Origin of the sequence: Halorubrum sp. C191 (genome assembly GCF_002727095.1) — an archaeon.
Classification (GTDB): Archaea; Halobacteriota; Halobacteria; order Halobacteriales; family Haloferacaceae; genus Halorubrum; species Halorubrum ezzemoulense.
Map to the genome: position 1 here is coordinate 1 of NZ_NHNZ01000104.1, position 25248 is coordinate 25248.

Genomic DNA, 25248 nt, shown 5'->3' on the forward strand with positions numbered 1-25248 from the left:
GGTTCCCAGAGGATCGCTCACTCCAGTACTTCACGGTACGCTGGTGGGCTTAACTTCCGTGTTCGGAATGGGTACGGGTGTGTCCCCACCGCTCTGGCCGCCTTTATGCCGACTCTCGGAGTCGAACCGAGACTCTCTATAGAGACTCCTGTGTCGGTCGTGGTTCGGTACCAACCGTGTATACGTGCGATCCAGATACCGCCTGAACTCATGCGAGTCGTGGCGCGTCAGCGCCAATGAATGTGGCTCGGTCTGTTAGTTCTCGTGGGCTTAACACCTCGTTGCCTCGGTGCGTACACCCCGAGTCTATCGAACTCGTCTTCTACGAGTGACCTCTGTGGTACCTCTTTTCCATGTGGGTTTCGAGCTTAGATGCGTTCAGCTCTTACCCCGTGTCGCGTGGCTACTCGGCATCTGCCCTTCCGGACAACCGATACACCAGTGGCGACCAAACGTAGTTCCTCTCGTACTATACGTTCGTTCACGTCAGGTACCTCACACCCCCAATAGATAGCAGCCGACCTGTCTCACGACGGTCTAAACCCAGCTCACGACCTCCTTTAATAGGCGAACAACCTCACCCTTGCCCGCTTCTGCACGGGCAGGATGGAGGGAACCGACATCGAGGTAGCAAGCCACTCGGTCGATATGTGCTCTTGCGAGTGACGACTCTGTTATCCCTAAGGTAGCTTTTCTGTCATCTACGGGTCCCATTCCGGAACCTCGTAGGTTCGCTAGACCACGCTTTCGCGTCAGCGTTCCTCGTTGGGAAGAACACTGTCAGACCATCTTGTGCTCTTGCGCTCTTCGCCGGATTCCCGACCCGGCTGAGATGATCTTCGGGCGCGCTCGATATCTTTTCGAGCGCGTACCGCCCCAGTCAAACTGCCCGGCTACCGGTGTACTCCTCCCGGAGTGAGAGTCGCAGTCACCGACGGGTAGTATTTCAATGCTGTCTGGGTGGCGCGCTGGCGCGCGTACCTCTGTAACGACTCCTACCTATGCTGCACATCGGCGACCACGTCTCAGCGACAGCCTGCAGTAAAGCTCTATAGGGTCTTCGCTTCCCCTTGGGGGTCTCCAGACTCCGCACTGGAACGTACAGTTCACCGGGTCCAACGTTGGGACAGTGGCGCTCTCGTTTATCCATTCATGCAAGCCGCTACTGAAGCGGCAAGGTACTACGCTACCTTAAGAGGGTCATAGTTACCCCCGCCGTTGACGGGTCCTTCGTCCTCTTGTACGAGGTGTTCAGATACCCGCACTGGGCAGGATTCAGTGACCGTACGAGTCCTTGCGGATTTGCGGTCACCTGTGTTGTTACTAGACAGTCGGAGCGCCCGAGTCACTGCGACCTGCTCCTTAGAGAGCAGGCATCCCTTCTTCCGAAGGTACGGGACTAACTTGCCGAATTCCCTAACGTCGGTTCTCCCGACAGGCCTTGCCTTGCGCTGGCAGAGCACCTGTGTCGGATCTCGGTACGGACATCGTGCTTGCCTTTTCACGGGCCCTATGTACGGCTGACTTTCGCTGTTTCGCGTTTCGCTCGCTTCGTGCCGTGACGGCGTCCACGAGTTTCCACGATTCGACCGGGCGAGTGCCCGGCTCAGCGTTCCACACGGCGTCGGCGTTTACTGCACGATGGCGCTGGAATATTAACCAGCTTCCCGTCGGTGTAGTCAAGTTGTGGTACACCTTAGGACCGGCTAACCCTCGGCTGAACGGCAGTGCCGAGGAACCCTTGCTCTTCAGGCCGTCGAGGTTCTCACCCGACTATCGCTGCTACTGTGACCAGGATTGTCGTTACTGGACGGTCCACACGAGCTCTCGCCCGGGCTTCCGTCCGACCAGTACGCCAACCTACGCGGTTGCCCCTGTCAAGGGCACGGCCAGGTCTCGGTGGTAGATTTGAGCCCCGATCATTTTGGGCGCCTCAAACCTCGGCCGGTAAGCTGTTACGCTTTTCTTAGCGGGTAGCTGCTTCTAAGCTCACCTCCCGGCTGTTTAGGGCTTGAGACCACCTTCGAATCGCACTTAATCTACACTTTGGGACCTTAACCCGGCTCTGGGTTGTTCCCCTCACGGTACACAGGCTTACCCCGCGCACCGGACTCCCNNGAGGTCATGCTTCGACATGTTTCGGTTGGAACCAGCTGTTGCCAGGCTCGATGGGCCTTTCACCCCTACACACGAGTCACGAGAGGGTATTGTAGAACACCAACTCTAACAGGCCTCCACGTGGCTTTCGCCACGCTTCACCTTGCTCGCGCGTAGATCGCCTGGTTTCGGGTCGCACCTGATTGACTCCCCGCGCTTGAACACGGTGGCCCTCGCAATGCTGCGGCCGTATCGGTTTCCCTGCGCCTTCCCGGGTTCGCCGGTTAGACTCGCCAATCAAGTGCACTCCCTGGGTCGTTTTTCAAAACGCACGACACGACGCCGGCTCGTCTCTCTTCCTACTAGAGGATCGCTCCTCGGTCGTTTCAAGAGACGCCTTGTACGCCCTGTCGCTCGATCGCCANNTGTTCATAGAGGATATCCGACCCCTACTACTCTGGATTTGACGCCATCCGTACTGCTCTCTCATACGGGGTTGTCACCCTGTTTCACGCTCCGTTCCAGGAGACTTCTGAGAGAGTGTCGAGATTTGGTTGTCAACCCGAACACCACATTGGTCCGAAGACCTTCGGTTTGGGCTGTGTCGCGTTTACTCGCGGTTACTGACGACATCGCTGTTGCGTTCTTTTCCTGCCCTTACTGAGATGTTTCAATTCAGGGCGTTCCCTATTGCGCGTGGCAATTGTTGAACGGATTCCGATTGGGAGATCTCGTGTTCTTTCCCTCCATGCGGGTCCCACGAGCTTTTCGCAGCTTGGCACGTCCGTCGTCGGCTCTCGAGCCGAGCCATTCACCAGCTGGCACAGTAGCCAGTAGTGTGTCAGTCGACTCTCGAAGGAGAGTCACTGACGGTCAAGTGACATAGTGTCACCCGACTGTATATGGTTCACTGACGTTCCACGAACTCGGATGAGTTCAGTGGACGTCTGGATCGCACGTATACACGGTTGTCATTGAATCGCCCCGGGTGTGACGGGGCGTTCGTCGAACCCTTCCCATCCGCGGTTTCCCGGGATGGTGCATCGGTCGTCGTGTCCGAATCGAATCGCGTCTCCCACTTAAGGGGACGGATTCGCTTCGGACGGACATGGACTCACTGGGATTCGAACCCAGGGCATCCTCCTTGCAAGGGAGGCACTCTACCGCTGAGCTATGAGCCCACCTTCCCTGGTGGGAAGGTTCTCGCGTGTTGTGTGAGCCGTGGTCGTTCTGCGGTGTCCAAGCCGGTGGGTGGGCGGACGGTACACAGNNACGCCTCATCCGGACCTCACTCGGGTGCTTTGACGGGCGGTGTGTGCAAGGAGCAGGGACGTATTCACCGCGCGCTTGTGACACGCGATTACTACCGAATCCAGCTTCATGTGGGCGAGTTGCAGCCCACAATCCGAACTACGATCGAGTTTCTGAGATTACCGTCTCCTTTCGGAGTTGGAACCCTTTGTCTCGACCATTGTAGCCCGCGTGTTGCCCAGCACATTCGGGGCATACTGACCTACCGTTGCCCGTTCCTTCCTCCGTGTTAGCCACGGCGGTCCCCCTACTGTCCCCAGCTACCTCGCGGTACTGCTGGCAAGTAAGGGTGCGGGTCTCGCTCGTTGCCTGACTTAACAGGACGCCTCACGGTACGAGCTGACGGCGGCCATGCACCTCCTCTCTGAAGCTCGGATAAGGTCATCAACCTGATCGTCATTACTACAGTCGATGCTGGTGAGATGTCCGGCGTTGAGTCCAATTAAACCGCAGGCTCCTCCGGTTGTAGTGCTCCCCCGCCAATTCCTTTAAGTTTCATCCTTGCGGACGTACTTCCCAGGCGGTCTGCTTAGCGGCTTCCCTGCGGCACAGCACCCACTCGTAGTGGGAGCCACACCTAGCAGACATTGTTTACGGCCAGGACTACCCGGGTATCTAATCCGGTTCGAGACCCTGGCTTTCGTCCCTCACTGTCGGATCCGTTCTCGCGACGTGCTTTCGCCATCGGCGGTCCGTCCAGGATTACGGGATTTCACTCCTACCCCGGACGTACCCGTCGCGCCTTCCGGTCCCAAGCCACGCAGTTTCTACCGGGCGCCCACCTGTTGAGCAGGTGGATTTCCCGATGGACTTGCGCGGCCAGCTACGGACGCTTTAGGCCCAATAAGATCGGCCATCACTTGGGCTGCCGGTATTACCGCGGCGGCTGGCACCGGTCTTGCCCAGCCCTTATTCTGGTACCGCCTTAGGGTACCGAAAAGCACAGGCGCTATGCCTGTGCACTTGGGATCCCCCTATCGCACTGTCGTGCAGTGTAAAGGTTTCGCGCCTGCTGCGCCCCGTAGGGCCCGGAATCTTGTCTCAGATTCTGTCTCTGGGTTCTCACTCTCATGACCCATACCGATTATTGGCACGGTGGGCCGTTACCCCACCGTCTACCTAATCGGCCGCAGCCACATCCTTCGGCGCCGGAGCGTTTGGCATACCACTCATTCCAGTGGTGGTATGGTATACACTATTAGCCTCAGTTTCCCGAGGGTATTGTGTTCCGAAGGGTAGTTTGGCCACGTGTTACTGAGCTATTCGCCACGAGTCTGAACTCGTGCGACTAGCATGGCTAAATCGGATCCCAATAGCAATGGCCTCCGGCAGGATCAACCGGAATGAGTATCCTTCGAGCCTGATTCCCGGCTCGAAGGGGGTGTTGGCGGGTGTCAACTTCGGTTGAGACGAAGGTTGACACACCATTGCATTGGTCTGTGTGGTGTCCGGTCCATCCAGCGGCTTGGATGACACCGAACGACCACGGCTCACATCAGATCGCCGCTTACGCCGGAGCGCAGGGGGCGCGATCCTCATCCTTCGCGGACCTGAACGTACCGGACGACGGGTCATAAACCCATCGAAACGGTACGGGTCCAGCGAAACCGGGCCGAGTTGAACGGCCCGAGTCCGCGTTGCGTTCTTCGCATTTCTTCGAATGCCCGGGGTATACTTAACCCCGTCGAACCAACTCCACTACGTCATGCGGTTTCATGGCGTAAAACAGTGATAACTGACCGGATCGAATCGATGTGCGGCAGCGTCTATCCGAGACGAGTTCTCTGTGCCGGTGTAGTGATCAAGCCCGGACTGTTCCGGTCGAGCAGTACCGAAAACGATAGATCGGAACCGGAGCGTCCGGGAGTTACTCCTCGTCGAGGTACTCGATGCCCTGCTTCGAGACGTTAGCCTTAGTGATGTCGTTGAGGTCGTTGAGCCAGAAGTCGTCGTCCGCCTCGTCGACCTCGGGGGCGTTGTCCTTCCACGCCCAGCCCTCGTACTCGTGGACTTTCTGCGTCCCCTTTTCACGGAGACGGAGCGTCGTTCGTTGCGCCTCCTCTTCCGAAGGCGCCGGCTCGAGCGTTCGAGCCGCCTTGAGTGCCGCCTGACGCGGCATGTTCCCCGAGAACTCACTCGGTTCCGATCCGTCTTCCTCTCGAAGGGCAAAGTTTCGCTTACCGTCTTCACGTACCATGGTTTTGCCTCCATGTGACACCAGCACACAGTGTGTAATAAATATATCGGGGAAATGAAAGCTGTGCGGCACAACATTTATATACTATCTCGGCCGCTGCTAGCGGTTTGGAACGCCGACGAGACGAGTTGACCGACCCGCGGAGGATTTCAGGCGGACGGCGAGCGCGAGACGGTGTTCACACGAACAGTCGGAGGGGGGTTGCCAGTCGGTCGACTAGCCGGGGAGTCGATCGGCCAAGGGAGCCGACGACGCACCCGTGCGGTTGGCTCGTCGGGCATACGAATACGCGTAAACAACACTTATGTGTCTGCTATGGCGAAGTGCGACAAGTACACCCGCGATGGTCCGCAAAAAGAAGCTCAGCCCCAGTGGCGCCAAGGACGACGAGGGGGAGTACCACAACGTCCACGTGAACCTTCACGAGGACGAACTCGCCGTCGCCGGCATGGAAATCGGCGACGAGGTGTTCGTCCGAGTCCGAGACGGGAAGATAATCATCCAGAAGGCGGACGCGAACCCGGAGCAGCTCGAACACGACTTCTGACGCGGACCCGCGGGATTTTCGTCGGCAAGGACGCCGCCGAGCGGTCGCGACGCGGACTGCGGTCGGCGGATTGATTGTCGCTCGTGACGAGACACGCACGATGGGCGCGTATGACCTGTTGAAGCCAGCACTGTTCCGGCTGCCGCCGGAGACCGCACACGGACTGATCCACGGACTCCTCGGCGGCGTTCAAGGGACTCCGGTTTCCGCCGCGCTCGCCGAGCGGTACGTGGTCGGCGACGAGCGGCTCGCGGTCGACGCGTTCGGGTCGAAATTCCCGAATCCAGTGGGTGTCGCCGCCGGTTTCGACAAGAACGCACACGTGCCGCGAGCGCTGTCGTCCCTCGGGTTCGGTCACGTCGAAGTCGGCGGCGTCACCGCCGAGCGGCAGCCCGGGAACCCCCGTCCGCGGCTGTTTCGCTTGCGCGAGGACGAGGCGCTCGTCAATCGGATGGGGTTCAACAACGAGGGCGCCGACGTGGTCGGCGAGCGGCTCGATCGCGACCCGCTCCCGGACGTGCCGGTCGGGATCAACATCGGGAAGTCGAAGTCGACACCGCTCGAGGACGCCCCGGACGATTACCTGTACACGTACGAGCGCGTCGCGGACGCGGGCGACTACTTCGTCGTCAACGTCTCCAGTCCCAACACGCCGGGACTCCGCGAGCTCCAGAACCGCGACGCGCTGGAGCGGATCCTCGGGACGCTGGACGACGCGGGCGCAGACCCCCTCCTCGTGAAACTCTCCCCGGATCTTCCGGAGCCAGCGGTCGAAGACGCGCTCGGGGTCGTCGACGACCTCGATCTGGACGGCGTCATCGCGACCAACACGACGACATCGCGGCCGGACTCGGTGCGGAGTCACAACCGAGCGGAACGCGGCGGCCTCTCGGGGAAGCCGATCGAATCGCTCGCGACAGATCGGGTGCGGTTCGTCGCCGAGCGCACGGACGTGCCGGTGATCGGTGTCGGGGGGATCTCAGACGCCGCGGGGGCCTACGAGAAGATACGGGCCGGCGCCTCGCTCGTCCAGCTATACACGGGGCTCGTCTACGAGGGGCCGAGCCTCGCGCGTGACATCAACGAGGGACTGCTCGAACTGCTCGAACGCGACGAGTTCGACTCGATCGAGGACGCGGTCGGCGCGGACCTGTGAGCGGATCGAGAGGCGAAAGGGGAGGGCGGGCTACGCCTCGTTACGCACGATGACGACGACGTCGTCGGCCTGAAGCAGCTCGCCCTCGCCCTGGTACTGCCGCTCTTCTTCGACCGCGAACTCGTCGTCGACCAGCGTGACGCTCGCGACGTGAAGTTCGTCGCCGTCGATCTTGTACTCCCCCTGCGCGAGAGCGGCCTCGATGTCCCCGACCTGATCGCCGTACTTCGGGCCGACGGTGGCGTAGTCGAGGTCGATGCCCGTGATCACCGTCTCGACGGGCGCGTCGCCGTCGGGGTGGACCGCGAGGTCGTCGACGTGCATCACGCCGGTGATGTCGTCCTCGAAGCCCCGCACGTCGGCGTACACCTCCACCGCGTCGAGCGCGGCGGTGAGAGGGAGCTGATTCTCGCTTTTGTACTTCCGGAGCGCGCCGACGACGGCGGTGGCGGCGGTCCCGGCGTCGCGGTCGGCCTCGATTCCGAGTGGCTCGGGCCAGTCGGCGAGGTGGATCGAGTCGCTCGCACCGTCGGCGAGCGAGACCCCTTCGGGTGTGGCCCCGTCGACCGCGTCGGCGTACATGTCGTGCCACAGCTCCTCGGTAACGTGCGCAAGGAGCGGGGCGAACAGCTTCAGGAACCGTCGGTGCGCGGTGCGGAGGGTGTATGCCGCCGCGTCGTCCTCGCGCTGTTTCGCGATCTCGAGGTAATCGTCACAGAACGTGTTCCAGAAGAAGCTCCGGAGCTCGTCGCGGGCCTTCGAGAACGCGCGGTCGTCGAGGAGCTCGGTGAGCCGCTCGACCTCGGCGTCGAGCTCGGCGAGGAGCCAGCGGTCGAGCTCGCGGAGGCCTCCCTCGGGCTCGGCTGGGAACGGCTCCGGCGCGAGCGACTCGACGAGCTTCGAGGCGTTCCACAGCTTCCGGATCAGCTTCTCGCCCGCGCGGAGGTCCTTCTCCTTGAACGGGAAGTCGTCGCCGACGGCGGTGCCGGCCGCCCAGTAGCGCGTGGCGTCCACGGGGAACTCCTCGAGGACCGCCTCGGGCTCGACGACGTTGCCGACGGACTTCGACATCTTCTCGCGGTTCTCGTCGAGGACGTGGCCGTTGATCATCGTCTCCTCGAACGGGACCTCACCGGTGTGCTCGTAGCACTTGACGAGGGTGTGGAACAGCCAGAAGCTGATGATGTCGTGGCCCTGCGGTCGGAGGTCGAACCGGTACAGCTCCGGGCGCTCCATCGTGAACTCCTCGGCCTCGTCGTCCCAGTCCCAGCCGGCGTTGACGAGGGGCGTGAGGCTGGAGGTGGCCCACGTGTCGAGCACGTCGTCCTCCGGCTGGAAGGCGTCGTGCCCGCACTCGGGGCACGCGTCGACGGGCGGGTCGTCCGACAGGGGCTCGACCGGGAGGTCGGCCTTCTCGGCGATGACCTCCTCGCCGCAGCCCTCGCAGTACCACACCGGGAACGGGATTCCGGATGACCGCTGACGGGAGATGAGCCAGTCCCATTGGAGCCCCTCGACCCAGTGTTCGTACCGGGTGAACATCTTCTCGGGCGACCAGTCCATCTCGCGACCGATCTGGAGGTACTCGTCCGTCTTGTCGAGCATCTCGATGTACCACTGCTCGGTGACGAGGAACTCGACGCTCGTCCCGCAGCGCTCGTGGACGTTGACCGTGTGGGTGATGTCGCGGCGGTCGAGCAGCGCGCCCGCCTCGTCGAGGTCTTCGACGATCACTTCGCCCGCCTCGTCGGCGTGGAGCCCTTCGTACTCCCCGGCGAGGTCGGTCATGTGGCCGGACTCGTCGATGGCGACCCGGAGGTCGAGGTCGTGGACCTGGTACCACTCGATGTCGTTCTGGTCGCCGAACGTACAGCACATCACGATGCCGGAGCCGGTCTCCATGTCGACGCGCTCGTCGGCGATGATCGGCACCTCGTGGCCGAACAGCGGGACCTCCGCGGACTCGCCGACGAGGTCCTGGTTCTCGTCGTCGTCCGGGTGGACGAAGACGGCGACGCACGCGGGGAGGAGTTCGGGCCGCGTCGTCGAGATAACGAACTCGTCGGCGACCTCGTCGTTCCCGTCGCGTCCGGCGACGGGGAACGCGATGTCGTTGAAGTGGCTGGCCTGCTCGTCGTCCTCGGTCTCGACCTGCGAGATGGCGGTCTCGCACTCGGGACACCAGATCGCGGGGGCCTTCTCGCGGTACTCCCGGCCCTGCTCGTACAGGTCGACGAACGACAGCTGCGAGACGCGCTGGACGCGGGGTTCGATCGTCTGGTACGTGTGGTTCCAGTCGACCGACACGCCGAGCGATTGGACGTTCTCGGTGAACTGCTCCTCATAGTCGGCGCAGACCTCCCGGCACTTCGCTTGGAACTCGCGCCGCTCGAAGTCCTGATGCCGGATGTCGAGCTCGTCCTCCGTGAGCCGCTCGGAGGCGATGCCGTTGTCGTCGTAACCGAACGGGAAGAACGTCTCCCCACCGTTCATCCGCTCGAAGCGCGCGACGAAGTCCTGGAGGGTGAACCCGTACAGGTGGCCCATGTGGAGGCTGCCCGATACCGTCGGCGGGGGCGTGTCGATAGAGAAGACGGTGTTCGGGTCGACCGGGTCGTCGTCGGAATAGGCGTACGTCTCCTCGTCGACCCATCGCCGCTGCCAGCGCGGCTCGACGGCGTCGGGGTCGTACTCACCACTGGGCATTTCGGTCACACGTTCCGCCGGTTCCCCCTTAACGGGCTCGGTTGTGCGGGACATCGGCGCACGCCGAGCGCTTCAGACCGTGTCGTCGAGGTCGTGGTCGGCCGCCATCTTCGACGCCTCCGTCGCGAACCGCTCGACCTCGTCCGCGGGCGTCTCCCCCAACGCGGTCTCGTCGACCTCGCGGCCGGCGGTGATCCCGCCACCGGTGACGAGCCGCTGTTCGGCCAGCTCCTTCGTGTGTATCCGCTTGCCGTCCTCAGTGGCGTAGGTGAGCCGCACGAGCCCCTTCGAGTCGAACTGCCGGTCAACGAGCCAGACCGTGGTCATACGCGGCGATCGGTGCCTGCGACGCTTAAGAAGGGCGGTCGGCTGTTGGAAACCGAGGGGGGGAGGTCGGTGTCGGAGAGGGGTTGCGGTGACGCGTGCCGACGAACAGCTGTCAGGACGCGTGCCGACGAACAGTCGTCAGGCTGTGAGTCGCGCGCGCGAGGTCGCCGGCGCTGCGCGCCGGCTGCCGGAGCATCTTCGATTCTTGCTGGAGTCGGGAGCGAAGCGAGCGACGAGGTCGGGGCTTCGGAGGTAGTTACCGAGGATTGACCGTCGAATCCGAGTCAGTCATCGAATCAGAACCAACCGGAGCCCTACACGTCTCGTCGTCACCGCTTTGTATCGGCTCGCCGAACAGGTGAGCATGTACGTCGAGTTCGACCGCGACACCTGCGTCGGGATGTACCAGTGCGTCGCCGAGTGGGACGCCTTCGAGAAGGACCTGAACGACGGAAAGGCCGACTTAGCGGGGAGTACCGAGGAGGACGAGGACCTGTTCGTCGTCGAGGTGCCCGACGGCGAGGAGCTCGACGCGAAGTTCGCGGCGCGCTCGTGCCCGGTCGACGCCATCGAGGTGTACGACGACGACGGCGAGCAGGTGGTGTGAGCAGTTCCGGTCGCTCGATCGGTTGGGTATAAACAACAGCCGGTGTCTCGATCTGAGCGAACACCGCCGAAGCCCCGCCCCGCGGCCTCACGCCTCCCCGGCCTCGTCGGCCTCCTTTCGCGACTCTATCGCACGCGCTCCTCGCGGCCGCCGGTGGCGACCGCTCGGAGGCGCGCGCCGAGGTAGATAGTCGGGAAACGCGTCGACTCCTGCCCGAGTCTATTTATAACTGATCGGCTACGTCCTCGGCGAAGTACGTGATGATGAGGTCCGCGCCCGCGCGCTTGAGCGCCGTGAGCGACTCCAGCGCGGTCGCCTCCAGGTCGAGCCACCCCTTCTCCGCGGCGGCGTGGAGCATCGCGTACTCGCCGGAGACGTTGTACGCCGCGATGGGACGGTCGAACTCTCGCCGGAGGTCGCCGACGATGTCGAGGTAGGGCAGGCCGGGTTTCACCATCAGCACGTCGGCGCCCTGCTCGGCGTCGAGGCGGGCCTCTCGGAGCGCCTCGCGGCGGTTCGCGGGGTCCATCTGGTAGTGGCGTCGGTCACCGAACGCGGGGGCGCCGTCGGCCGCGTCGCGGAAGGGGCCATAGAAGGCGGACTCGTACTTCGCCGCGTAGCTCAGGATGGCCACCTCCTCGTGACCCGCCGCGTCGAGCGCCTCGCGGATCGCTTTTACCTGCCCGTCGGTCATCGCGGAGGGAGCGACCACGTCGGCGCCCGCGTCGGCCTGCGAGACTGCGGTGCGCGCCAGCAGGTCCAGCGTCTCGTCGTTCTTGACGGTGAGCGTCGGATCCGACTCGGCGCTCTCCTCGATCACGCCGCAGTGTCCGTGCTCGGTGTATTCACAGAGGCAGACGTCGCCGATGACGGTGACATCGGTCTCGGCGGAAATCCGGCGGATCGCGCGCTGGACGACGCCGTCGTCCGCGTACGCCCGGCTCCCGGACGCGTCCTTCGACTCGGGGACGCCGAACAGGATGACGGCCTCGACGCCGGTGTCGCTGACCTCGGCGACCCGGTCGACCGCCTCGTCGACCGGCACGCGCTCGTGGCCGGGCATCGTCTCGATCGGGACGCGCTCGTCGGTCGTGGCGTCGACGAAGACGGGGGCGACGAGGTCCGACGCGGAGAGGTCGGTCTCGGCGACGAGCGGGCGAACGCCGTCGGTCCGGAGGCGGCGGGGCCGGTCCGTGAGGTCCATACCGGTTGTTCGGGTCCCGCCGACTTTTAGCGTTCGTCTCCGGCCGATTACTCGGAGGACTCGACGTCGATCCGGTCGCGGAGCTCCGCGAGCTCGTCCGACTCGGCGAGCTCCTCGACGCGCTGTTTGAAGTGGGACTCGCAGAGGCCGACGACCACGCCGCCCTGCTCCGCCTCGTACGTGGCCTCCCGGTCGCAGTAGTGACACCGCATACTCGGCCCTCGGTCCGGCGCGGGCTTAATCCTGTTCGTCGGGCGTCGCCGCGGCGGCGGAGTCGCCCGTCGCGGACCCGTCTGTCGGGACCGCCTCGGGGAGCCGATCGCGGACGGGCTCGAACGCCGACGCCGTCAAGCCCGCGACGCCGAGCGTCCGCTCGTGCGCGTCCGTCCCGCCCGTTCTGAGCAGGTCGGCCTCGGCGGCGAGGCGGTCGATCCGCGAGTCGTCGACGGCGCGACCGTAGGGGTAGAAGCGCTCGACCGCGTCGATCGCGGCCGACTCGCGGGCGACGTCGAGCGCCTCGTCGACGCGCTCGTACCGGAACGGGTGAGCGAGGCCGACGAGCGCGCAGGCGTCGTCGAGGAGGTCGAGCCCCTCGTCGAGCGGCGTCACGTCGCGCGCGACGTAACACGGACCGTCGTTCCCGATCAGCTCGTCGAACGCCCCGGCGTAGTCGTAGGGGGCCTCCGACTCGTCGATCGCCCGCGCGATGTGCGGTCGCCCCAGCCCGGCGCGGGGCTCGATGTCGAGGTCGACGCCCAGTCGCTCCTCGACCGCGTCGAGGATGGCGGCGCCGCGCTCTCGGCGGTCGCGCTGGAGACGGTCGATCTCCGCGTCGAGCGCGTCGGTGTGTTCGACGCCGTAGCCGAGAAGATCGAGCCGCCCGAACCCGGCGTCGACGCGGAGTTCGATCCCGCGGACGATCCGGACGCCGTCGCGCACGACGACCGGCGCGTCTATCTCGGGGTGAACGCTGTCGTGGTCGGTGACGGCGACCCAGTCGACGCCGGCCTCGCGGGCGGCCGCGGGGACTTCGTCGAGCGTCATCGTGCCGTCCGAGAGGGTCGTGTGGGCGTGGAGGTCGGCGACGACGCGGTCGTCAGAGGCGGCGGGCATACCGGCGAATAGTCGGGCGCGCCACTAAGCGACGGCGGTTCGAGGGGACCGATCGGACCGGGCCGTCGAACCGGAGCAGGCCCGATATAAGGCAATATAAGGTATCCCCTCCGACTAAGGTCGTACATGGACAATCATTAAGGACTGCTGGCGGCTCCCTACTGTTGATGCGCTTGAACGGCGTCGACGACCGACTCGAACGGCACCAGTACCCGACCACCTCTGAGGAGATCATCGCGGCTCACGGAAACGCGACCGTAGAGCTCGCGAACGGGTCCGAGCGGCTCGGCGACGTCTTGGAGCGGTTCGGCGATCAGACGTTCGAAGACGCGGAGGACGTGTTCACCACGCTCCGGGCCGGCGTCTGTCACCGCGGCGTCGGTCGCCGGTTCTACTCGGACCGCGACCCGACCACCGACGCGGAGGACGAGCCCTCGCCCGTCTCGTTCTGAGGCGGCGAACCGCGCGGGATCCACGCACGTTTTTTCGAAACTCGATCGCGGAGCGTCGCCGATCCGCTGCGAGGGAGAGAGCTCGGCTCGGCGGAACCCCGCGAGGCTACGAGACGCCGTCGACGACCCCGGAGAGGTCGAGCGGGACCGACCCCTTCCGATAGCCCTCGATCGACCCGTCCGGCTCGGCGCGGTAGACGACCGCGGGCTTGTGACGGACCGCGGGTTCGGCCTCACGCACGGCGGCCCACTCGTCGGCGGGAAACGACGAGCAGTCGACGAACAGCGTGACGCCGCCGGCGTGGGCCGCGAGCTGTCCGCTGGTCTTCGTCTCGGCGGTGTCGCGGACGGCGGCGACCGGATCGTTCGCGGACCGCCCCGCGGTCGGCTGCGGGCGCGTGACCTCGACGAGGTGACCGGTCCCGGTGTCGGGCTCCGTCGCGCGGAAGTCGAGCGAGTGTCCCGTCGTCACCTCGATCTCCGGGGTGACCTCGTACCCCGCGTCCGCGAGGATCCGGGCCGCGGTGAACTCGGCGATGGCCGCGCTCATCCGGACGAGGTCCCGCGAGGCGGAGGTACCGAGCTTCCCGGCCATCGTCTCGCGGTAGTCGTCGAGCACCCCCGGTCGGAGGGTCTCCTCGACGAACCCCGTCCCGGCGTCGCGGGTCGCGTCCGGGAACCCGGCCGCGTGGTCGCGGAAGAACGCCCGGCTCGTCTCCGCGCCGTCCTTCGAGCAGAACACGGGGAGAAAGAACCACGAGACGTGGGGGTACTCCGCCAGCCACGGCTCGTCGTCGTGGAGGCCGGCGAGCAGCTCCCGCTGTGCCCACCGAGAAACGGGATACGGCGCCTCGTCGAACCCGTACTTGTCCGTCCGCCAGAGCTCGCTCGGCGTCTCCGTGTTGCCCAGCCAGTACCCGACGGGACCGCCCTCGGCGCCGGCCGGCGGGTCGGCGTCGTCGTCGGTCCAGCAGAACAGCGCGAAGGAGTCGTCGTCCATGTCGAACCGCCGCGCCTCGTAGTCGGGCGGCGGCGCGAACCACGGGTCGCCGGTGGTCGACCCGAGGTTCTCGTCGAGGGGACGGCCGAGCTGCGACCGGACCCGGTCCGCGGTCCACCGGCCGGGCGAGCGCCTGAATCGGAGGGGTTGGGCCACGGGCGTTTGGTATCACGTCGCGGGGTTAATCGATTCCGGTGGACGTGGCCGAACCTTCATCATCTATGATACGTTTACCGACAGGTATATTACAGGAAACGGCCAAGTGTAGTCGTACCATGTCAATGGGTGCCTATGACGAGGCCGAACATGAGCGTCGCGAGAAGAAGACCAGCGAAGTCGACGCCGACTTCGACGCGGAGCGGCCCGAGTACTCCGGTTCCCTGAGCTACGACTCGGGCGACTCCACGGAGGCACTCCTCGACAAGTTCGAAGAGCTTCAGGGGAAGTGACGCGGCCGCGGCGACGCCGCGCCTTTTAATTCCGTTCTCGAACGCCGATAGCGGTCGCGCTCTCGATACCGGCCGTGTTATTGTACCGGACTCGCTGCCGATAGCGACCGCGTCTCACGTGAGCAGGATCGCCGCGCCGCAGACGAGCGCGACCGCGATGACGTGCCCCACCACCGCGCCGAGCAGCACGGGCTCGGAGAGTAAGAACGGGACGAGCGCGAGCTGAACGAGCGAGAAGCCGATGTTCTCGGCGTCGAGCCGGCGGACGGTCGCCCGCTCCTCGGACGGGAGGTCGACGTGGACGGCGCGCCACAGGGCGACGACCGCGCTCCACCACGAGGTCCCGATGCGGTACGTCAGGTCCCAAAGGACGAGCAGCGTGAGGTAGACGACGGGAATCGGCGGGTCCGCGCCGAACAGGCGGTTGATGAGGGTCCCGTCCCACGCGAACAGGTACGTCACCAGCGCGATGAACGCCAGCACGCCCAACACGATCTCGATGCTCGACCCGAACAGCAGCCGCTTGTGTTCCGGAGGGGTTCCGAGCAGGCGGTTCTTCGCGCCCAAGCGGTGCATCTCGACGCTGCCGACCGCGGCGACGACGACGGCGACCGTCCCGGCGGCCACGGCGTTCCAGACCCCGTAGTACCACCCGAGCGCCACCACGCCCACCTCGAAGATCACGAACTGGAGCGCGACCGCCAGCGTCCGGGAGATCCCGAGCCCGGGGATGCCGCCGACGAGGCTCTCGTACACCCACGTCTCTCCGTACTCGCGGCTCACGGGCGGATCCCCCGGAGCGTCGTCAGCCACGGGCGCTGCGCGTTCGGCGAGTCGGTCAGCGCCCGGGCGACCGCGAGTTCGAACGACGTGCGTTCGATCGGGACGAGGTCCCGGATCCGATCGTCTTCGACGATCACGGTGTTCCGGAGCCCCTCGACGAGCGACCGCGCGAGGTACGGGTTCACGTCGGTGACGAGCCGGAGCCAACGGGCGGACAGGCCCGGGCTCAACACCGGGACCCGCACGATGCGAAGCCCGCCGCCGAGCTGTCGCCTGGTCCGGCGGAGGATCTCCGCGTAGGTCAACACCTCCGGCCCGCCGATCTCGAGCGTTTCGCCGGCGGTCTCGGGGGCGGCGAGGACGCCGGCGAGGTACGCGACCACGTCGGCGACCGCGATCGGCTGGCACAGCGTGTCTACCCACTTCGGGGTGACCATCACCGGAAGCCGCCGCGCGAGCCCCGCGATCACCTCGAAGCTGGCGCTGCCGGCGCCGATGATGATCGCGGCCCGGAGGGCCGTGAGCGCCGGGTCGCCTTCCGCGAGGATCCGCTCGACCTCGCGTCGGGATCGGAGGTGTTCGGAGAGGTCCTCGCGGTCCTCACCGAGCCCGCCGAGGTAGACGATCCGTTCGATCCCCGCGGCCGAGGCCGCCGCCGCGAAGTTGGTCGCGCAGTTACGGTCCCGCTCCTCGTATCCCGGGCCGCCGTCCATCGAGTGGACGAGGTAGTACGCGGCGTCGACCGTCTCGCCGTCGATCTCGAACGCCGGGGGGAGCGTGTCCGGTTCCAAGAGGTCCCCCTCGACCACGGAGACCCCCTCGGGCGCCGCGTAGCCGTCGGCGTCGCGGACGAGCGCGACCACGTCGTGGCCGCGCGAGAGGAGCGTCGGGACGAGGCGGCTCCCGACGAACCCGGTCGCACCGGTGACGAGCACTCGCATACCGTCCCCTCGGGCGGCGCGACCATAAGCCCCGGCCCGCGCGATCGCCGCCGACCCGTGAGACCCGGCGCTGAGCGTCGCGGTCGGCCTGCGGACCGATCGCTAGAAGTGCCCCCGGGTCCCTCGTCCGGTATGCGCGCAGGCGAGTTCGAACCGGTCCGGGGCGTCGAGGACCTGTACGTCCACGACACCGGGATGTTCGCTACCGACGAGTACGGCGCAGTCTACGTGTACGACGCCGAGCGACCGATCGTGATAGATACCGGGACGGGGGCGAACCGAGAGGCCCTCTTCGAGAGCATCGAGGCGATCGGCATCGACCGCGACGAGCTCGCGTGGATCCTCCCGACCCACGCCCACCTCGACCACGCCGGCGGGGCGGGCTACCTCGCCGAGCGCTACCCGAACGCGGGGGTCCGAGTGCCCGAGGAGGGAGTCAGACACCTCGTCGACCCCGAGGCGCTCGTCGCGGGAACCAAGTCGGCGGTCGAGGGGCAGTGGACGTACTACGCGGAGCCGGAGCCCGTCCCGGAAGACCGGATCACGGGCGTCGCCGACGGAGACCGGATCGATCTGGGCGACCGCGAGCTGATCGTCCACGACGCGCCCGGGCACGCCCCCCACCACGCGGTCTACCACGAGCCGGAGGCGGACGTGGTCTTCACCGCCGACGCCGCCGGGATCTACGTCCCAGAGGTCGACGACGTGGTGCCGACGACCCCGCCGCCGCAGTTCGACCTAGAGCAGTGCCTCGAGGACCTCCGGCTGATCGAGCGGCTCGACCCCGACACGGTCTGCTTCGGACACTTCGGACCCCGGAGCTACGAGTCGACGCTGATCGGTGAGGCGAAGCGGGCGTACGTCGAGTGGGTGGAGGCGGTCCGGCAGAAGCGCGCGGAGCTCGACGACGACAACGCGGTGGTCGAACACTTCGAGGCGGCGAGTCGCAACGTCGACTACTGGACTCGGGAGCGAGCGCGGGCGAACACGGGGCTGAACGTTAGAGGAGTGTTGACGTATCTTGACCACGTCGACGAGATTCCGGCGGCGGACGTCGGCGAGGAGTAGTCGAAGGCGTCGGCGAGGAGTAATCGAGGGGCCAGCGACGGCGGACCCGAGAGAAACGCCCTAAACCCCGCCGCACGTAGCGGGGAGCAGATGGGTATCTTCGACACGATCCGGGCCGTGCTCGGGACCAGCGCCGAGACCGACGCGACCCGCGAGGCGGACCCCGAGGACCTCTTCGGGATGTCGACCGCGTATCTGACGATGCAGGCGGACCTCGGGTACGACCACTGCGGCGAGGCCGCCCTGTGTTTCTCCGGCATGGACAGCACTCGCTTCGACGACGCGGTCGAGAGCGTCGAGTCGATCCTAGAGGCCGGCGAGATCGACACCGGCACCGGCTTCCACCGGTACGAGGACGACCACGGGTACCAGTGGTTCGTCCTCGAGGACGACGACCCCGAGGACCTCGTCACGAGCGTCCACTTCGCGGCCGACCAGTTCATCGAGGAGGGGTTCGGGTCGCGGCTGCTCGCGGCCGTGTTCGGCTTCGAGAACGACGACGGCCCGGCCTACTGGATCTACTCGTTCCGGCGCGGCGCGTACTACCCGTTCGCGCCGCGGGGGACGAACGACCGGAGCCAGCAGGTCGAGTTCAAGCTCCAGTCGGTCCTCGACGGCGAGCTCGGCTTAGAGGACGACGAGTCGTACTGGTACCCGCTGTGGCCGGACGCGCGCGGGAACCACCCGTGGGAGTGAGGCCTCGATGAGCGCTGACACCGCGCTAGGCGGGGCGGACCCGAGTCGAGATGAGGGGGCTGCCGGCCGCGACACCCCGAGAAAACGCCTCCTCCGGTGGGTCGCCGTCCAGGCCGCGGTCGTCGCCGCGGCGGTCCACCTCCTATGGGCGTGGCCGCGGCTCGGCTCGCCCCCGGACGCCCGCCCGTACCTGTTCGTCGCCGGGAGCGCGCTCGCGGTGGCCGTCGCGGTCGCGACGCTGCGGGCCGGCGAGTACCGCCGACTGTACGCGCTCGGCGCGGGAACGCTCGGAACGTTCCTCGGCGGGTTCCTCGCGTGGCACGGGACGGGCGCGGCCGCGGCGCTGGCGGCGGAGCCGCTCGCGGTCGTCGCGGTGATCGTCGAAGTCGTCGGATTCGCCGCCTACCTCGCGCTGTTCCGGCTCGCGCCGCCGACGAGCGTGGTCGTCGAGCGTCGCGAGGCGGACGGAGCCGAAGGAGAGCCGGAGGCCGACGAGGGGACGCCGTGACCGACGCGTACCGGACCGTCGCCGAGCGCGCGACGGCGCGGTTCGAGGTCCAGGGGTCGGAGTTCCTCGGCCACGTCGCGCCGGTCGACACGGTCGAAGCGGCGGAGTCGTTCGTCGAGGCAGTCCGAGACGAGTACGCCGACGCGACCCACAACGTGCCCGCGTACCGGGTTCCCGCGGGCGAGCCGTCCGAGCGCGCTCGGGGGTCGGAACCGATGCTCAGGGAGTACTCGTCAGACGACGGGGAGCCGACCGGCTCCGCCGGGAAACCGGCCCTGAACGTCCTCCAGCAGCGCGAGATCCGGAACGTCGCCGCGGTGGTGACGCGCTACTACGGCGGGACGAACCTCGGAGTCGGGGGGCTCGCGCGCGCTTACTCGCGCGCAATGAAGGAGGGTGTCGACGCGGCGGGAGTGACCGAGGAGCGCCCGCACCGAAGTCTGGTCGTCGAGACCGAGTACGACGACTCGGGGACGGTCCGGGGAGTGATCGAGTCGTCCGGCGTCGAGTTCGACGCCGACTACGGCGAGCGGGTTCGGTTCGACCTCCGAGTGCCCGTCGCGCAGGTCGACGCGCTCCGCGAGCGGCTCAACGACGCGACGAGCGGGCGGGTAGAGATCGGTCGATAGCGGTCGAGAGGGGCTCGTTCGTTCCGGCCGATTTACGAGAACTTCCGGACCGTCATGTCGAGCGTGTCGAGGTCGAGGATCGGCGCGTAGCCGGCGTCGGGGTCGATGTTGACTGACTTCTGGAAGTCGGTCTGGGCCTGCCAGCAGCCGGAGTTGACCGCGAGGACGTTGTGATACTTTCCCCAACCGAGCTTGTGGACGTGGCCGGTGTGGAACACGTCGGGGACATCCTCGATGACGAGGTAGTCGCGCTCCTCCGGCGCGACGCGGGTGTGCCCGCCGAACTGCGGCGCGACGTGACGCTTCTTCAGCAGCTGGTACATCGCCTTGTGCGGTTCGTCGTAGCTCGCCTTCTCTTCCGGGAGCTCCGCGATCACCTCGTCGAGCGAGACGCCGTGGTACATCAGCACCTCGACGCCTTCGACGGAGACCGTCGCCGGGTTCGAGACGATCCGCGCGTCGTGGACGTCCATGATCGCGCGGATCTCGTCGTTGAACCCGGGCTGCGGCTCCGCGAGCCGGACCGCGTCGTGGTTGCCCGGGATCATCACGATCTCGGTGTCCGCCGGTACCTCCTTGAGGTGTTCCGCGAAGGCCTCGTACTGCTCGTAGATGTCGACGATATCCAGCTCCTCGTCCTGGTCCGGGTAGACGCCGACGCCCTCGACCATGTCGCCCGCGAGCAGGATGTACTCGACGGGGTCGGCCTCGGGCGTGTGGAGCCAGTCCGCGAAGCTGTGCCACGCGTCGGCCATGAATTCGTCGCTGCCGACGTGGACATCGGAGATCAGCGCGGCCTGGACGTGACGGTCGGCGCCGCCAGGGTTGTGCGTCCGGGGGACGTCCGGGAAGTGGAGCGAGTCCGCGAAGAGGATCCCGGCGTCGTCGGCGAGCGTCCCCTCGACCGCGACGCACTCGTCCAACAGGATTTCGTCGACGACGTCCGCGAGCCCCTTGTCCTTCATCACGAGGGCGGGGAACGTCCCGGTGGTGTCCTCCAGTTCGACCAGCCAGTGGCCCGACTTCGTGGAGCGCACGTCGTTGACGAGGCCGATCATCGCGGCGTCGCTACCGCCGGGCATGTTCGCGATCGCTTCGGCCGGTCGGTGGTTGACGCGGCCGCGGAGGACCTTCGAGAGCCGCTCGTAGCGGTCGCGGAACGTCGTGACGAAGTCGCTGTACTCGCCGGTTCCCGTGCTGCGGCCGGTCATGTCGTTGCCGACCTCCAGATCGCGCAGGTCGAGATCACGTGAGGTATCGGCGGCGGTCGCGGAGTCGACAGTCGGTGAATCGGCAGTCGCGGGGTCGGCAGTCGGTGAATCGGTAGTCGCGGGGTCGGCAGTCGGTGAATCGGTAGTCGTGGGGTCGACGGTTGGGGTGTCGGCCGTCGCGGGGTCGCTAGCGGCCCCCGTATCGACATCCATAGCCGAAGCGCCGTCGGTCGTCACTGGGTCGGCGACGGTCTCGGTCGCGCCGGGTTCGGTGGCTGATGACCCCTTCGTTTCGACTGGAGATTGTCCGGTTTCGTCCGGGGGAGCGGCCGATTTATCGGTGTGGTCGATCGCTTCGCGGACGTGGTCGGCGGTGATCCGAAGCGCCTCGTCCGGGGCGCGGTCGACGGTGGCCGCGATCGCCGCGGTCGGGTCCGTCGCGCCCGCGAGTAAGGTGACCGCCTCGCGTTCGGCGTTGTAGCCGCGCTCGGCGAGGGCTTTCGCGATCCGGGCGTTCGACTCCAGCGGCACGACACTCGAAAGGGGGGTCACGGGCAAAACCGTTCCGGAGGCGTCGGCTGGAGTCGGAGCCGGAGTCAGGAGGTAGGGGAACTCCCGAGACCCGGAAGCTTATGAGCGAAACCCCCCAAACGCGTCGTAATGGATGAAGGGGATCGGCCGACAGACGGCGACGAGTCGGCCGATCGAGACGAGCGGAACCGAAGCGAATCGGCAACGGCTCACGACGGAGGAGGCGGCGTTTCTGACGAGTTAGAAGACGAAGCGTCCGACGGAGCGGGCGGCGACGCACCTGACACTGAGCCCGAGCCCGGTTCTCGGCCCGAGCCCGGTTCTCGGCCCGAGGCCGAGCAGCCGGGCGAACCCGATCGCGCCGACGCTCACGACGGTGCGTCTCACGGCGCCGACTCTCACGACGAGGCCCCTCGCGACGGCGAGGATATCGCTACCAAGGCGGGCCTCGGATCGACAAGATCGTCGGACGGCGACCCGGACGAGTCGTTCCTGTATCGGTTCCGTCACGACCGGGAGGGCGCGCTGATGTGGATCCGCGAGATGCTGTCGAGCGTCGCCGTCGTCCTTCTGGTCGGGCTGCTGCTGTTCGGCGTGAGCGGCGTGTGGCCACCCATGGTCGCGGTCGAGTCGGGGAGCATGGAGCCGAACATGCAGGTCGGCGACCTCGTGTTCGTCACCGAGCCGGGACGCTTGGCGCCGGACGCGGCCGAGAACGGCGTCGGCGTCGTCACGCACGAGGTTGGTCAGGAGGTCGACTACCGGACGTTCGGATCCTACGGCTCCGTGATGATATACACGCCCCCGGGTCGGACCGGATCGCCCATCATCCACCGGGCTAGGTTCCACGTGACAGAGGGAGAGAACTGGTACGACCGCGCCGACGATCGGTATCACAACGCCGTCGACTGCGAGTCGCTCGCCAACTGCCCGGCGCCGCACGACGGCTACATCACGCTGGGGGACAACAACGGGGCCTACGACCAGGCCAGCGGACTCTCGCCGCCTGTTAGAGCGGAGTGGGTGAACGGGGTGGCGCGGGTCCGAGTCCCGTATCTCGGCTACATCCGGCTGGTCGCGACGGGGCAGGTAGAGCTGAACGAGGCGATAGCGCGGACGGTTGGAAGTAGCCTCTCTCCGGCGTCGTCGGGTTTCTCGGCCGCGGGGTAACTGCGGACGCGACACGCCGACGTCAGACGTGTCAGAGGCGGCGCGGTCGGCGTCAGTTGTCGAACCGCGCCTGAACGAACGGCTGCGCGTTTTCGATGTCGCCGAGCCGAGAGTCGGACAGGAGGACCGCCTCGGTCTCCTCGACCGGCACGGAGAGACCCATCTCTTTCGTTCGCCCGTAGCGGCCCTTGGAGACGACGACGGCGTTGACGATCCCCAGCATGTCGAGTTCGCTGATGAGGTCGGTGACGCGCCGCTGGGTCAGCACGTCGGCGTCGATCTCCTCGCAGAGCCGCTTGTAGATGTTGAACACCTCGCCGGTGTTGATGTTATGAACGCCGTTCTTCTCCAGGAGGATCACGGCGAATAAGACGATCTTGCTCTGTGTCGGGAGGGTGCGGACGACCTCGACAACGCGGTCGAGTTCGATCTTGTCCTGCGCCTGCCGGACGTGCTTCTCCGCGACGATCTCGGCCTGCGAGCGCTCGGCGAGTTCGCCCGCGGTGCGGAGGAGGTCGAGCGCCCGGCGCGCGTCGCCGTGTTCCTGCGCGGCGAAGGCGGCGCAGAGGGGGATCACGTCGTCGGTGAGCGCGTCGGGCTTGAACGCCGTGTCGGCGCGGTGCTGGAGGATGTCGCGGAGCTGGTTAGCGTCGTACGGCGGGAAAACGATCTCCTCCTCGCCGAGGCTCGACTTGACGCGGGGGTCGAGGAAGTCGGTGAACTTGAGATCGTTCGAGATCCCCATGATGGAGATGCGCGAGCGGTTGAGCTCGGAGTTCATCCGCGAGAGGTTATAGAGCGTGTCGTCGCCGCTCTTCTCGACGAGCTTGTCAATTTCGTCGAGCATGATCACGACCACGCGCTCGTGGTAGTCGACCGCCTCGAAGAACGTCGAGTAGACGCGGTCGGTCGGCCACCCCGTCATCGGGACCTCCTCCATCTCGTCGGCGTCGTCCTCCAGCGTCTCGATGCGGTCGTCGAGGTCCTCGATCGAGTCGAACTCGGTGTCGGCGAGGGCGGCGGCCGCGTCGCGGCCGGCCGTCTCGTCGGCGTCCGTCGCGTCCGCGCGGAGGCCTTCGAGTCGCTCCAGCTGATCGGCGATCACCGCTTGGTTCTCCTCGATGAACGTGTTCGCGAGCTGGGCGAGGACGCGGTACTGGGTGTCGGTCACCTCGCAGTTGATGTACTCGACCTCGCAGGGTACGTCGTACTTCTGCGAGGTGGACTCGAGCTCCTGCGAGACGAACTTCGCCGAGGCGGTCTTCCCGGTTCCCGTCTTCCCGTAGATGAGGATGTTCGAAGGGGTCTCGCCGCGGAGCGCGGAGACGAGGATCGTCGCCATCCGGTTGATTTGGTCGTTCCGATGCGGGAGTTCGTGCGGGGTGTACGAGGGCCGGAGGACCTCCTTGTTCTCGAAGATCGGCTCGCCGGAGAGGAGGTCGTCGAACAGGCCCTGATTGTCGTCGTCGTCGAGGACGACGCCGTCGAAGTCGACGTCGGGCGACGATCGGTCGCGACTGCCGTTGTCGATCTCCGCGGTTTCGGGTCCGGCGTCCGTTACCGGGTCGGGTACGGAGCGGGATCCCGAGTCGCGGTCGGAGTCCTCACTGGAGTCGGCGTCACGGTCGGGGTCGTCACCGAAGTCGGAACCGGTCTCGGGCGGGCCATCGGAGTTCAGATCAGCGATATCGGACGCGGAGCCGTCGCTACGGTCCGAGTCGTCGTCGACCGAGTCATCGTCGTCGGTCTGATCAGTGCCGTCGTCAGCCCGCGGTGTGTGATCGCCTTCGTCCATGTGAACCCCTCCGTTTCAGGTGGAGACGACCAAGAGAACCGATTCTCACGCCGTCTCCGGTCGGAAATACGCATTCGCGGTCGAATACGACATCGACCGCGTCCACTTGATACAGTCGAACCAGATGAAGAGACGGTACAAAAGTGTTCCTCTCTGGAGTTGAAACGTCCCCATTAGTCCAGCGAACAGGTGGAGACAGACCCCGTCCGAACCGAACCAATCGCCGGACAGACTGGTCGAGAAAATGAGGTGATCCCAGCGACAGACGGGAAAGCTCCACGACGTTTGACGAGATATCGCCGAACGGGTCGTCTCATCGGCAGATCAGTCGGTCCACATTCGACCTGATGAGTGGGAGTCGCCGTGAAGGAACCAATCATCCGGCTGGGAGTTCCGTTGGTCGTTCCCGATCTCCCGGTTGTGGGCGCGGTCTGGAGTGCCGACTGATTGTTCTCTTCGAATGGACCCCCCCACCCCTTCGTTTCGTGTGGAACAGCGATCAGGGGTGGGGAGGGGGTCGAAGAGCTCTATGTAACAGAGGTAGATTTAATATCTATAGCGTAGAACAGTACCCTCGGCAATCTACTATAGAATATATTAGTATGTTTGTAGTTATTTTATCTTGTTTATAGCCGTATTTTTCTTGCCGCCCACAGACAACCCTGGACAACTCCGGTTCAACCGGCCACCACCCCACCGAAAAAAAAAAAACTAAAAAAACACATGTATCCTTTCCTCCATCAACATCAA

General features: G+C 65.7%; 21 protein-coding genes, 1 tRNA gene and 3 rRNA genes. 10 read left to right on the forward strand and 15 right to left on the reverse strand.

Going from position 1 to position 25248, the window contains the following annotated elements; all coding sequences use genetic code 11:
• From rrf to Z052_RS10435, 5 genes are all read right to left on the reverse strand, one after another.
• A 5S ribosomal RNA gene (rrf, locus tag Z052_RS10410) occupies positions 1-105 on the reverse strand; the annotation flags it as partial.
• A 130-nt stretch (positions 106-235) separates the two neighbouring features.
• Positions 236-2936: ribosomal RNA gene (locus tag Z052_RS10415) — 23S ribosomal RNA — on the reverse strand.
• A 270-nt stretch (positions 2937-3206) separates the two neighbouring features.
• Positions 3207-3278: transfer RNA gene (locus Z052_RS10420), tRNA-Ala, on the reverse strand.
• Between the two features lie 49 nt (positions 3279-3327).
• Positions 3328-4753, reverse strand: a 16S ribosomal RNA gene (locus tag Z052_RS10425).
• A 522-nt stretch (positions 4754-5275) separates the two neighbouring features.
• Positions 5276-5605, reverse strand: coding sequence for a non-histone chromosomal MC1 family protein (locus Z052_RS10435; RefSeq protein ID WP_049931936.1), 330 nt, complete (start codon positions 5603-5605; stop codon positions 5276-5278).
• Between the two features lie 343 nt (positions 5606-5948).
• Between Z052_RS10435 and Z052_RS10440 the strand changes: the two genes are divergently transcribed.
• On the forward strand, positions 5949-6152 hold the full coding sequence (locus Z052_RS10440) for a hypothetical protein (RefSeq protein ID WP_049931938.1): 204 nt from the start codon (positions 5949-5951) through the stop codon (positions 6150-6152).
• A 100-nt stretch (positions 6153-6252) separates the two neighbouring features.
• Positions 6253-7308 (forward strand): quinone-dependent dihydroorotate dehydrogenase, encoded by a 1056-nt coding sequence (locus tag Z052_RS10445; protein ID WP_049931940.1) that lies wholly within the window; start codon positions 6253-6255, stop codon positions 7306-7308.
• A 30-nt stretch (positions 7309-7338) separates the two neighbouring features.
• Here Z052_RS10445 and Z052_RS10450 read toward each other — a convergent pair whose 3' ends face one another.
• On the reverse strand, positions 7339-10014 hold the full coding sequence (locus Z052_RS10450) for a valine--tRNA ligase (protein WP_094519505.1): 2676 nt from the start codon (positions 10012-10014) through the stop codon (positions 7339-7341).
• 72 nt (positions 10015-10086) lie between these two features.
• A complete protein-coding gene (locus Z052_RS10455) occupies positions 10087-10341 on the reverse strand; it encodes a hypothetical protein (protein ID WP_049931944.1) in 255 nt (84 codons plus the stop codon).
• 364 nt (positions 10342-10705) lie between these two features.
• On the opposite strand from Z052_RS10455, the gene Z052_RS10460 reads away from it, so the two are divergent.
• Positions 10706-10948 (forward strand): ferredoxin, encoded by a 243-nt coding sequence (locus tag Z052_RS10460; protein WP_049931946.1) that lies wholly within the window; start codon positions 10706-10708, stop codon positions 10946-10948.
• A gap of 223 nt (positions 10949-11171) precedes the next feature.
• Here the strand turns inward: Z052_RS10460 and hemB are convergent, their stop codons facing one another.
• From hemB to Z052_RS10470, 3 genes are read right to left on the reverse strand one after another with little or no spacing between them, the layout of a single operon-like run.
• A complete protein-coding gene (gene hemB / locus Z052_RS10465; RefSeq protein WP_049931948.1) occupies positions 11172-12152 on the reverse strand; it encodes a porphobilinogen synthase in 981 nt (326 codons plus the stop codon).
• 47 nt (positions 12153-12199) lie between these two features.
• On the reverse strand, positions 12200-12364 hold the full coding sequence (locus Z052_RS20490) for a DUF6757 family protein (RefSeq protein ID WP_167373086.1): 165 nt from the start codon (positions 12362-12364) through the stop codon (positions 12200-12202).
• Between the two features lie 25 nt (positions 12365-12389).
• Positions 12390-13265: a PHP domain-containing protein gene (locus Z052_RS10470; protein WP_094495462.1), complete on the reverse strand. Its 876-nt coding sequence runs from the start codon at positions 13263-13265 to the stop codon at positions 12390-12392.
• Between the two features lie 167 nt (positions 13266-13432).
• Between Z052_RS10470 and Z052_RS10475 the strand changes: the two genes are divergently transcribed.
• Positions 13433-13717, forward strand: a complete 285-nt coding sequence (locus tag Z052_RS10475) for a DUF2795 domain-containing protein (protein ID WP_094519506.1) — start codon at positions 13433-13435, stop codon at positions 13715-13717.
• A gap of 106 nt (positions 13718-13823) precedes the next feature.
• Here the strand turns inward: Z052_RS10475 and Z052_RS10480 are convergent, their stop codons facing one another.
• Positions 13824-14873 (reverse strand): DUF5784 family protein, encoded by a 1050-nt coding sequence (locus tag Z052_RS10480; protein ID WP_094519507.1) that lies wholly within the window; start codon positions 14871-14873, stop codon positions 13824-13826.
• Positions 14874-14998: 125 nt separating this feature from the next.
• On the opposite strand from Z052_RS10480, the gene Z052_RS20225 reads away from it, so the two are divergent.
• A complete protein-coding gene (locus tag Z052_RS20225; RefSeq protein ID WP_222104448.1) occupies positions 14999-15166 on the forward strand; it encodes a DUF5786 family protein in 168 nt (55 codons plus the stop codon).
• A 114-nt stretch (positions 15167-15280) separates the two neighbouring features.
• Here Z052_RS20225 and Z052_RS10485 read toward each other — a convergent pair whose 3' ends face one another.
• Positions 15281-15949: a hypothetical protein gene (locus Z052_RS10485; protein WP_049932142.1), complete on the reverse strand. Its 669-nt coding sequence runs from the start codon at positions 15947-15949 to the stop codon at positions 15281-15283.
• Entirely contained in the window at positions 15946-16890 is a 945-nt protein-coding gene (locus Z052_RS10490; protein WP_049931954.1) for an NAD(P)H-binding protein, read from the reverse strand. The genes Z052_RS10485 and Z052_RS10490 overlap by 4 nt, the downstream gene beginning before the upstream one ends.
• Before the next feature lie 132 nt (positions 16891-17022).
• On the opposite strand from Z052_RS10490, the gene Z052_RS10495 reads away from it, so the two are divergent.
• The 4 genes from Z052_RS10495 (at position 17023) to Z052_RS10510 (ending at position 19791) form a co-directional block, all read left to right on the forward strand.
• Complete coding sequence (locus Z052_RS10495) at positions 17023-17958, forward strand: MBL fold metallo-hydrolase (RefSeq protein WP_094519508.1); 936 nt, start codon at positions 17023-17025, stop codon at positions 17956-17958.
• A gap of 90 nt (positions 17959-18048) precedes the next feature.
• Positions 18049-18654, forward strand: a complete 606-nt coding sequence (locus tag Z052_RS10500; protein WP_049931956.1) for a hypothetical protein — start codon at positions 18049-18051, stop codon at positions 18652-18654.
• A 7-nt stretch (positions 18655-18661) separates the two neighbouring features.
• Positions 18662-19162: a hypothetical protein gene (locus Z052_RS10505; protein ID WP_049931958.1), complete on the forward strand. Its 501-nt coding sequence runs from the start codon at positions 18662-18664 to the stop codon at positions 19160-19162.
• Complete coding sequence (locus tag Z052_RS10510) at positions 19159-19791, forward strand: YigZ family protein (protein WP_094519509.1); 633 nt, start codon at positions 19159-19161, stop codon at positions 19789-19791. The genes Z052_RS10505 and Z052_RS10510 overlap by 4 nt, the downstream gene beginning before the upstream one ends.
• Positions 19792-19823: 32 nt before the next feature.
• On the opposite strand, the gene Z052_RS10515 is transcribed toward Z052_RS10510, so the two are convergent.
• On the reverse strand, positions 19824-21533 hold the full coding sequence (locus tag Z052_RS10515) for a DNA-directed DNA polymerase II small subunit (protein WP_094519510.1): 1710 nt from the start codon (positions 21531-21533) through the stop codon (positions 19824-19826).
• A gap of 129 nt (positions 21534-21662) precedes the next feature.
• On the opposite strand from Z052_RS10515, the gene Z052_RS10520 reads away from it, so the two are divergent.
• On the forward strand, positions 21663-22703 hold the full coding sequence (locus Z052_RS10520) for a S26 family signal peptidase (protein ID WP_094519511.1): 1041 nt from the start codon (positions 21663-21665) through the stop codon (positions 22701-22703).
• A gap of 52 nt (positions 22704-22755) precedes the next feature.
• Here the strand turns inward: Z052_RS10520 and Z052_RS10525 are convergent, their stop codons facing one another.
• Positions 22756-24498 (reverse strand): Cdc6/Cdc18 family protein, encoded by a 1743-nt coding sequence (locus Z052_RS10525; RefSeq protein ID WP_049931964.1) that lies wholly within the window; start codon positions 24496-24498, stop codon positions 22756-22758.
• Positions 24499-25248: the final 750 nt, after the last annotated feature.

Bases quoted from the DNA above. Each gene is read 5' to 3' on its own strand.
- Z052_RS10440 (WP_049931938.1), top strand. From the start codon at position 5,949: ATGGTCCGCAAAAAGAAGCTCAGCCCCAGTGGCGCCAAGGACGACGAG.
- Z052_RS10500 (WP_049931956.1), top strand. From the start codon at position 18,049: ATGGGTATCTTCGACACGATCCGGGCCGTGCTCGGGACCAGCGCCGAG.
- Z052_RS10475 (WP_094519506.1), top strand. From the start codon at position 13,433: ATGCGCTTGAACGGCGTCGACGACCGACTCGAACGGCACCAGTACCCG.
- Z052_RS10460 (WP_049931946.1), top strand. From the start codon at position 10,706: ATGTACGTCGAGTTCGACCGCGACACCTGCGTCGGGATGTACCAGTGC.
- Z052_RS10435 (WP_049931936.1), bottom strand. From the start codon at position 5,605: ATGGTACGTGAAGACGGTAAGCGAAACTTTGCCCTTCGAGAGGAAGAC.
- Z052_RS10445 (WP_049931940.1), top strand. From the start codon at position 6,253: ATGGGCGCGTATGACCTGTTGAAGCCAGCACTGTTCCGGCTGCCGCCG.
- Z052_RS20490 (WP_167373086.1), bottom strand. From the start codon at position 12,364: ATGCGGTGTCACTACTGCGACCGGGAGGCCACGTACGAGGCGGAGCAG.
- Z052_RS10455 (WP_049931944.1), bottom strand. From the start codon at position 10,341: ATGACCACGGTCTGGCTCGTTGACCGGCAGTTCGACTCGAAGGGGCTC.
- Z052_RS20225 (WP_222104448.1), top strand. From the start codon at position 14,999: ATGGGTGCCTATGACGAGGCCGAACATGAGCGTCGCGAGAAGAAGACC.
- Z052_RS10520 (WP_094519511.1), top strand. From the start codon at position 21,663: ATGGATGAAGGGGATCGGCCGACAGACGGCGACGAGTCGGCCGATCGA.
- Z052_RS10490 (WP_049931954.1), bottom strand. From the start codon at position 16,890: ATGCGAGTGCTCGTCACCGGTGCGACCGGGTTCGTCGGGAGCCGCCTC.
- Z052_RS10450 (WP_094519505.1), bottom strand. From the start codon at position 10,014: ATGCCCAGTGGTGAGTACGACCCCGACGCCGTCGAGCCGCGCTGGCAG.
- Z052_RS10525 (WP_049931964.1), bottom strand. From the start codon at position 24,498: ATGGACGAAGGCGATCACACACCGCGGGCTGACGACGGCACTGATCAG.
- Z052_RS10470 (WP_094495462.1), bottom strand. From the start codon at position 13,265: ATGCCCGCCGCCTCTGACGACCGCGTCGTCGCCGACCTCCACGCCCAC.
- Z052_RS10505 (WP_049931958.1), top strand. From the start codon at position 18,662: ATGAGCGCTGACACCGCGCTAGGCGGGGCGGACCCGAGTCGAGATGAG.
- Z052_RS10495 (WP_094519508.1), top strand. From the start codon at position 17,023: ATGCGCGCAGGCGAGTTCGAACCGGTCCGGGGCGTCGAGGACCTGTAC.
- hemB (WP_049931948.1), bottom strand. From the start codon at position 12,152: ATGGACCTCACGGACCGGCCCCGCCGCCTCCGGACCGACGGCGTTCGC.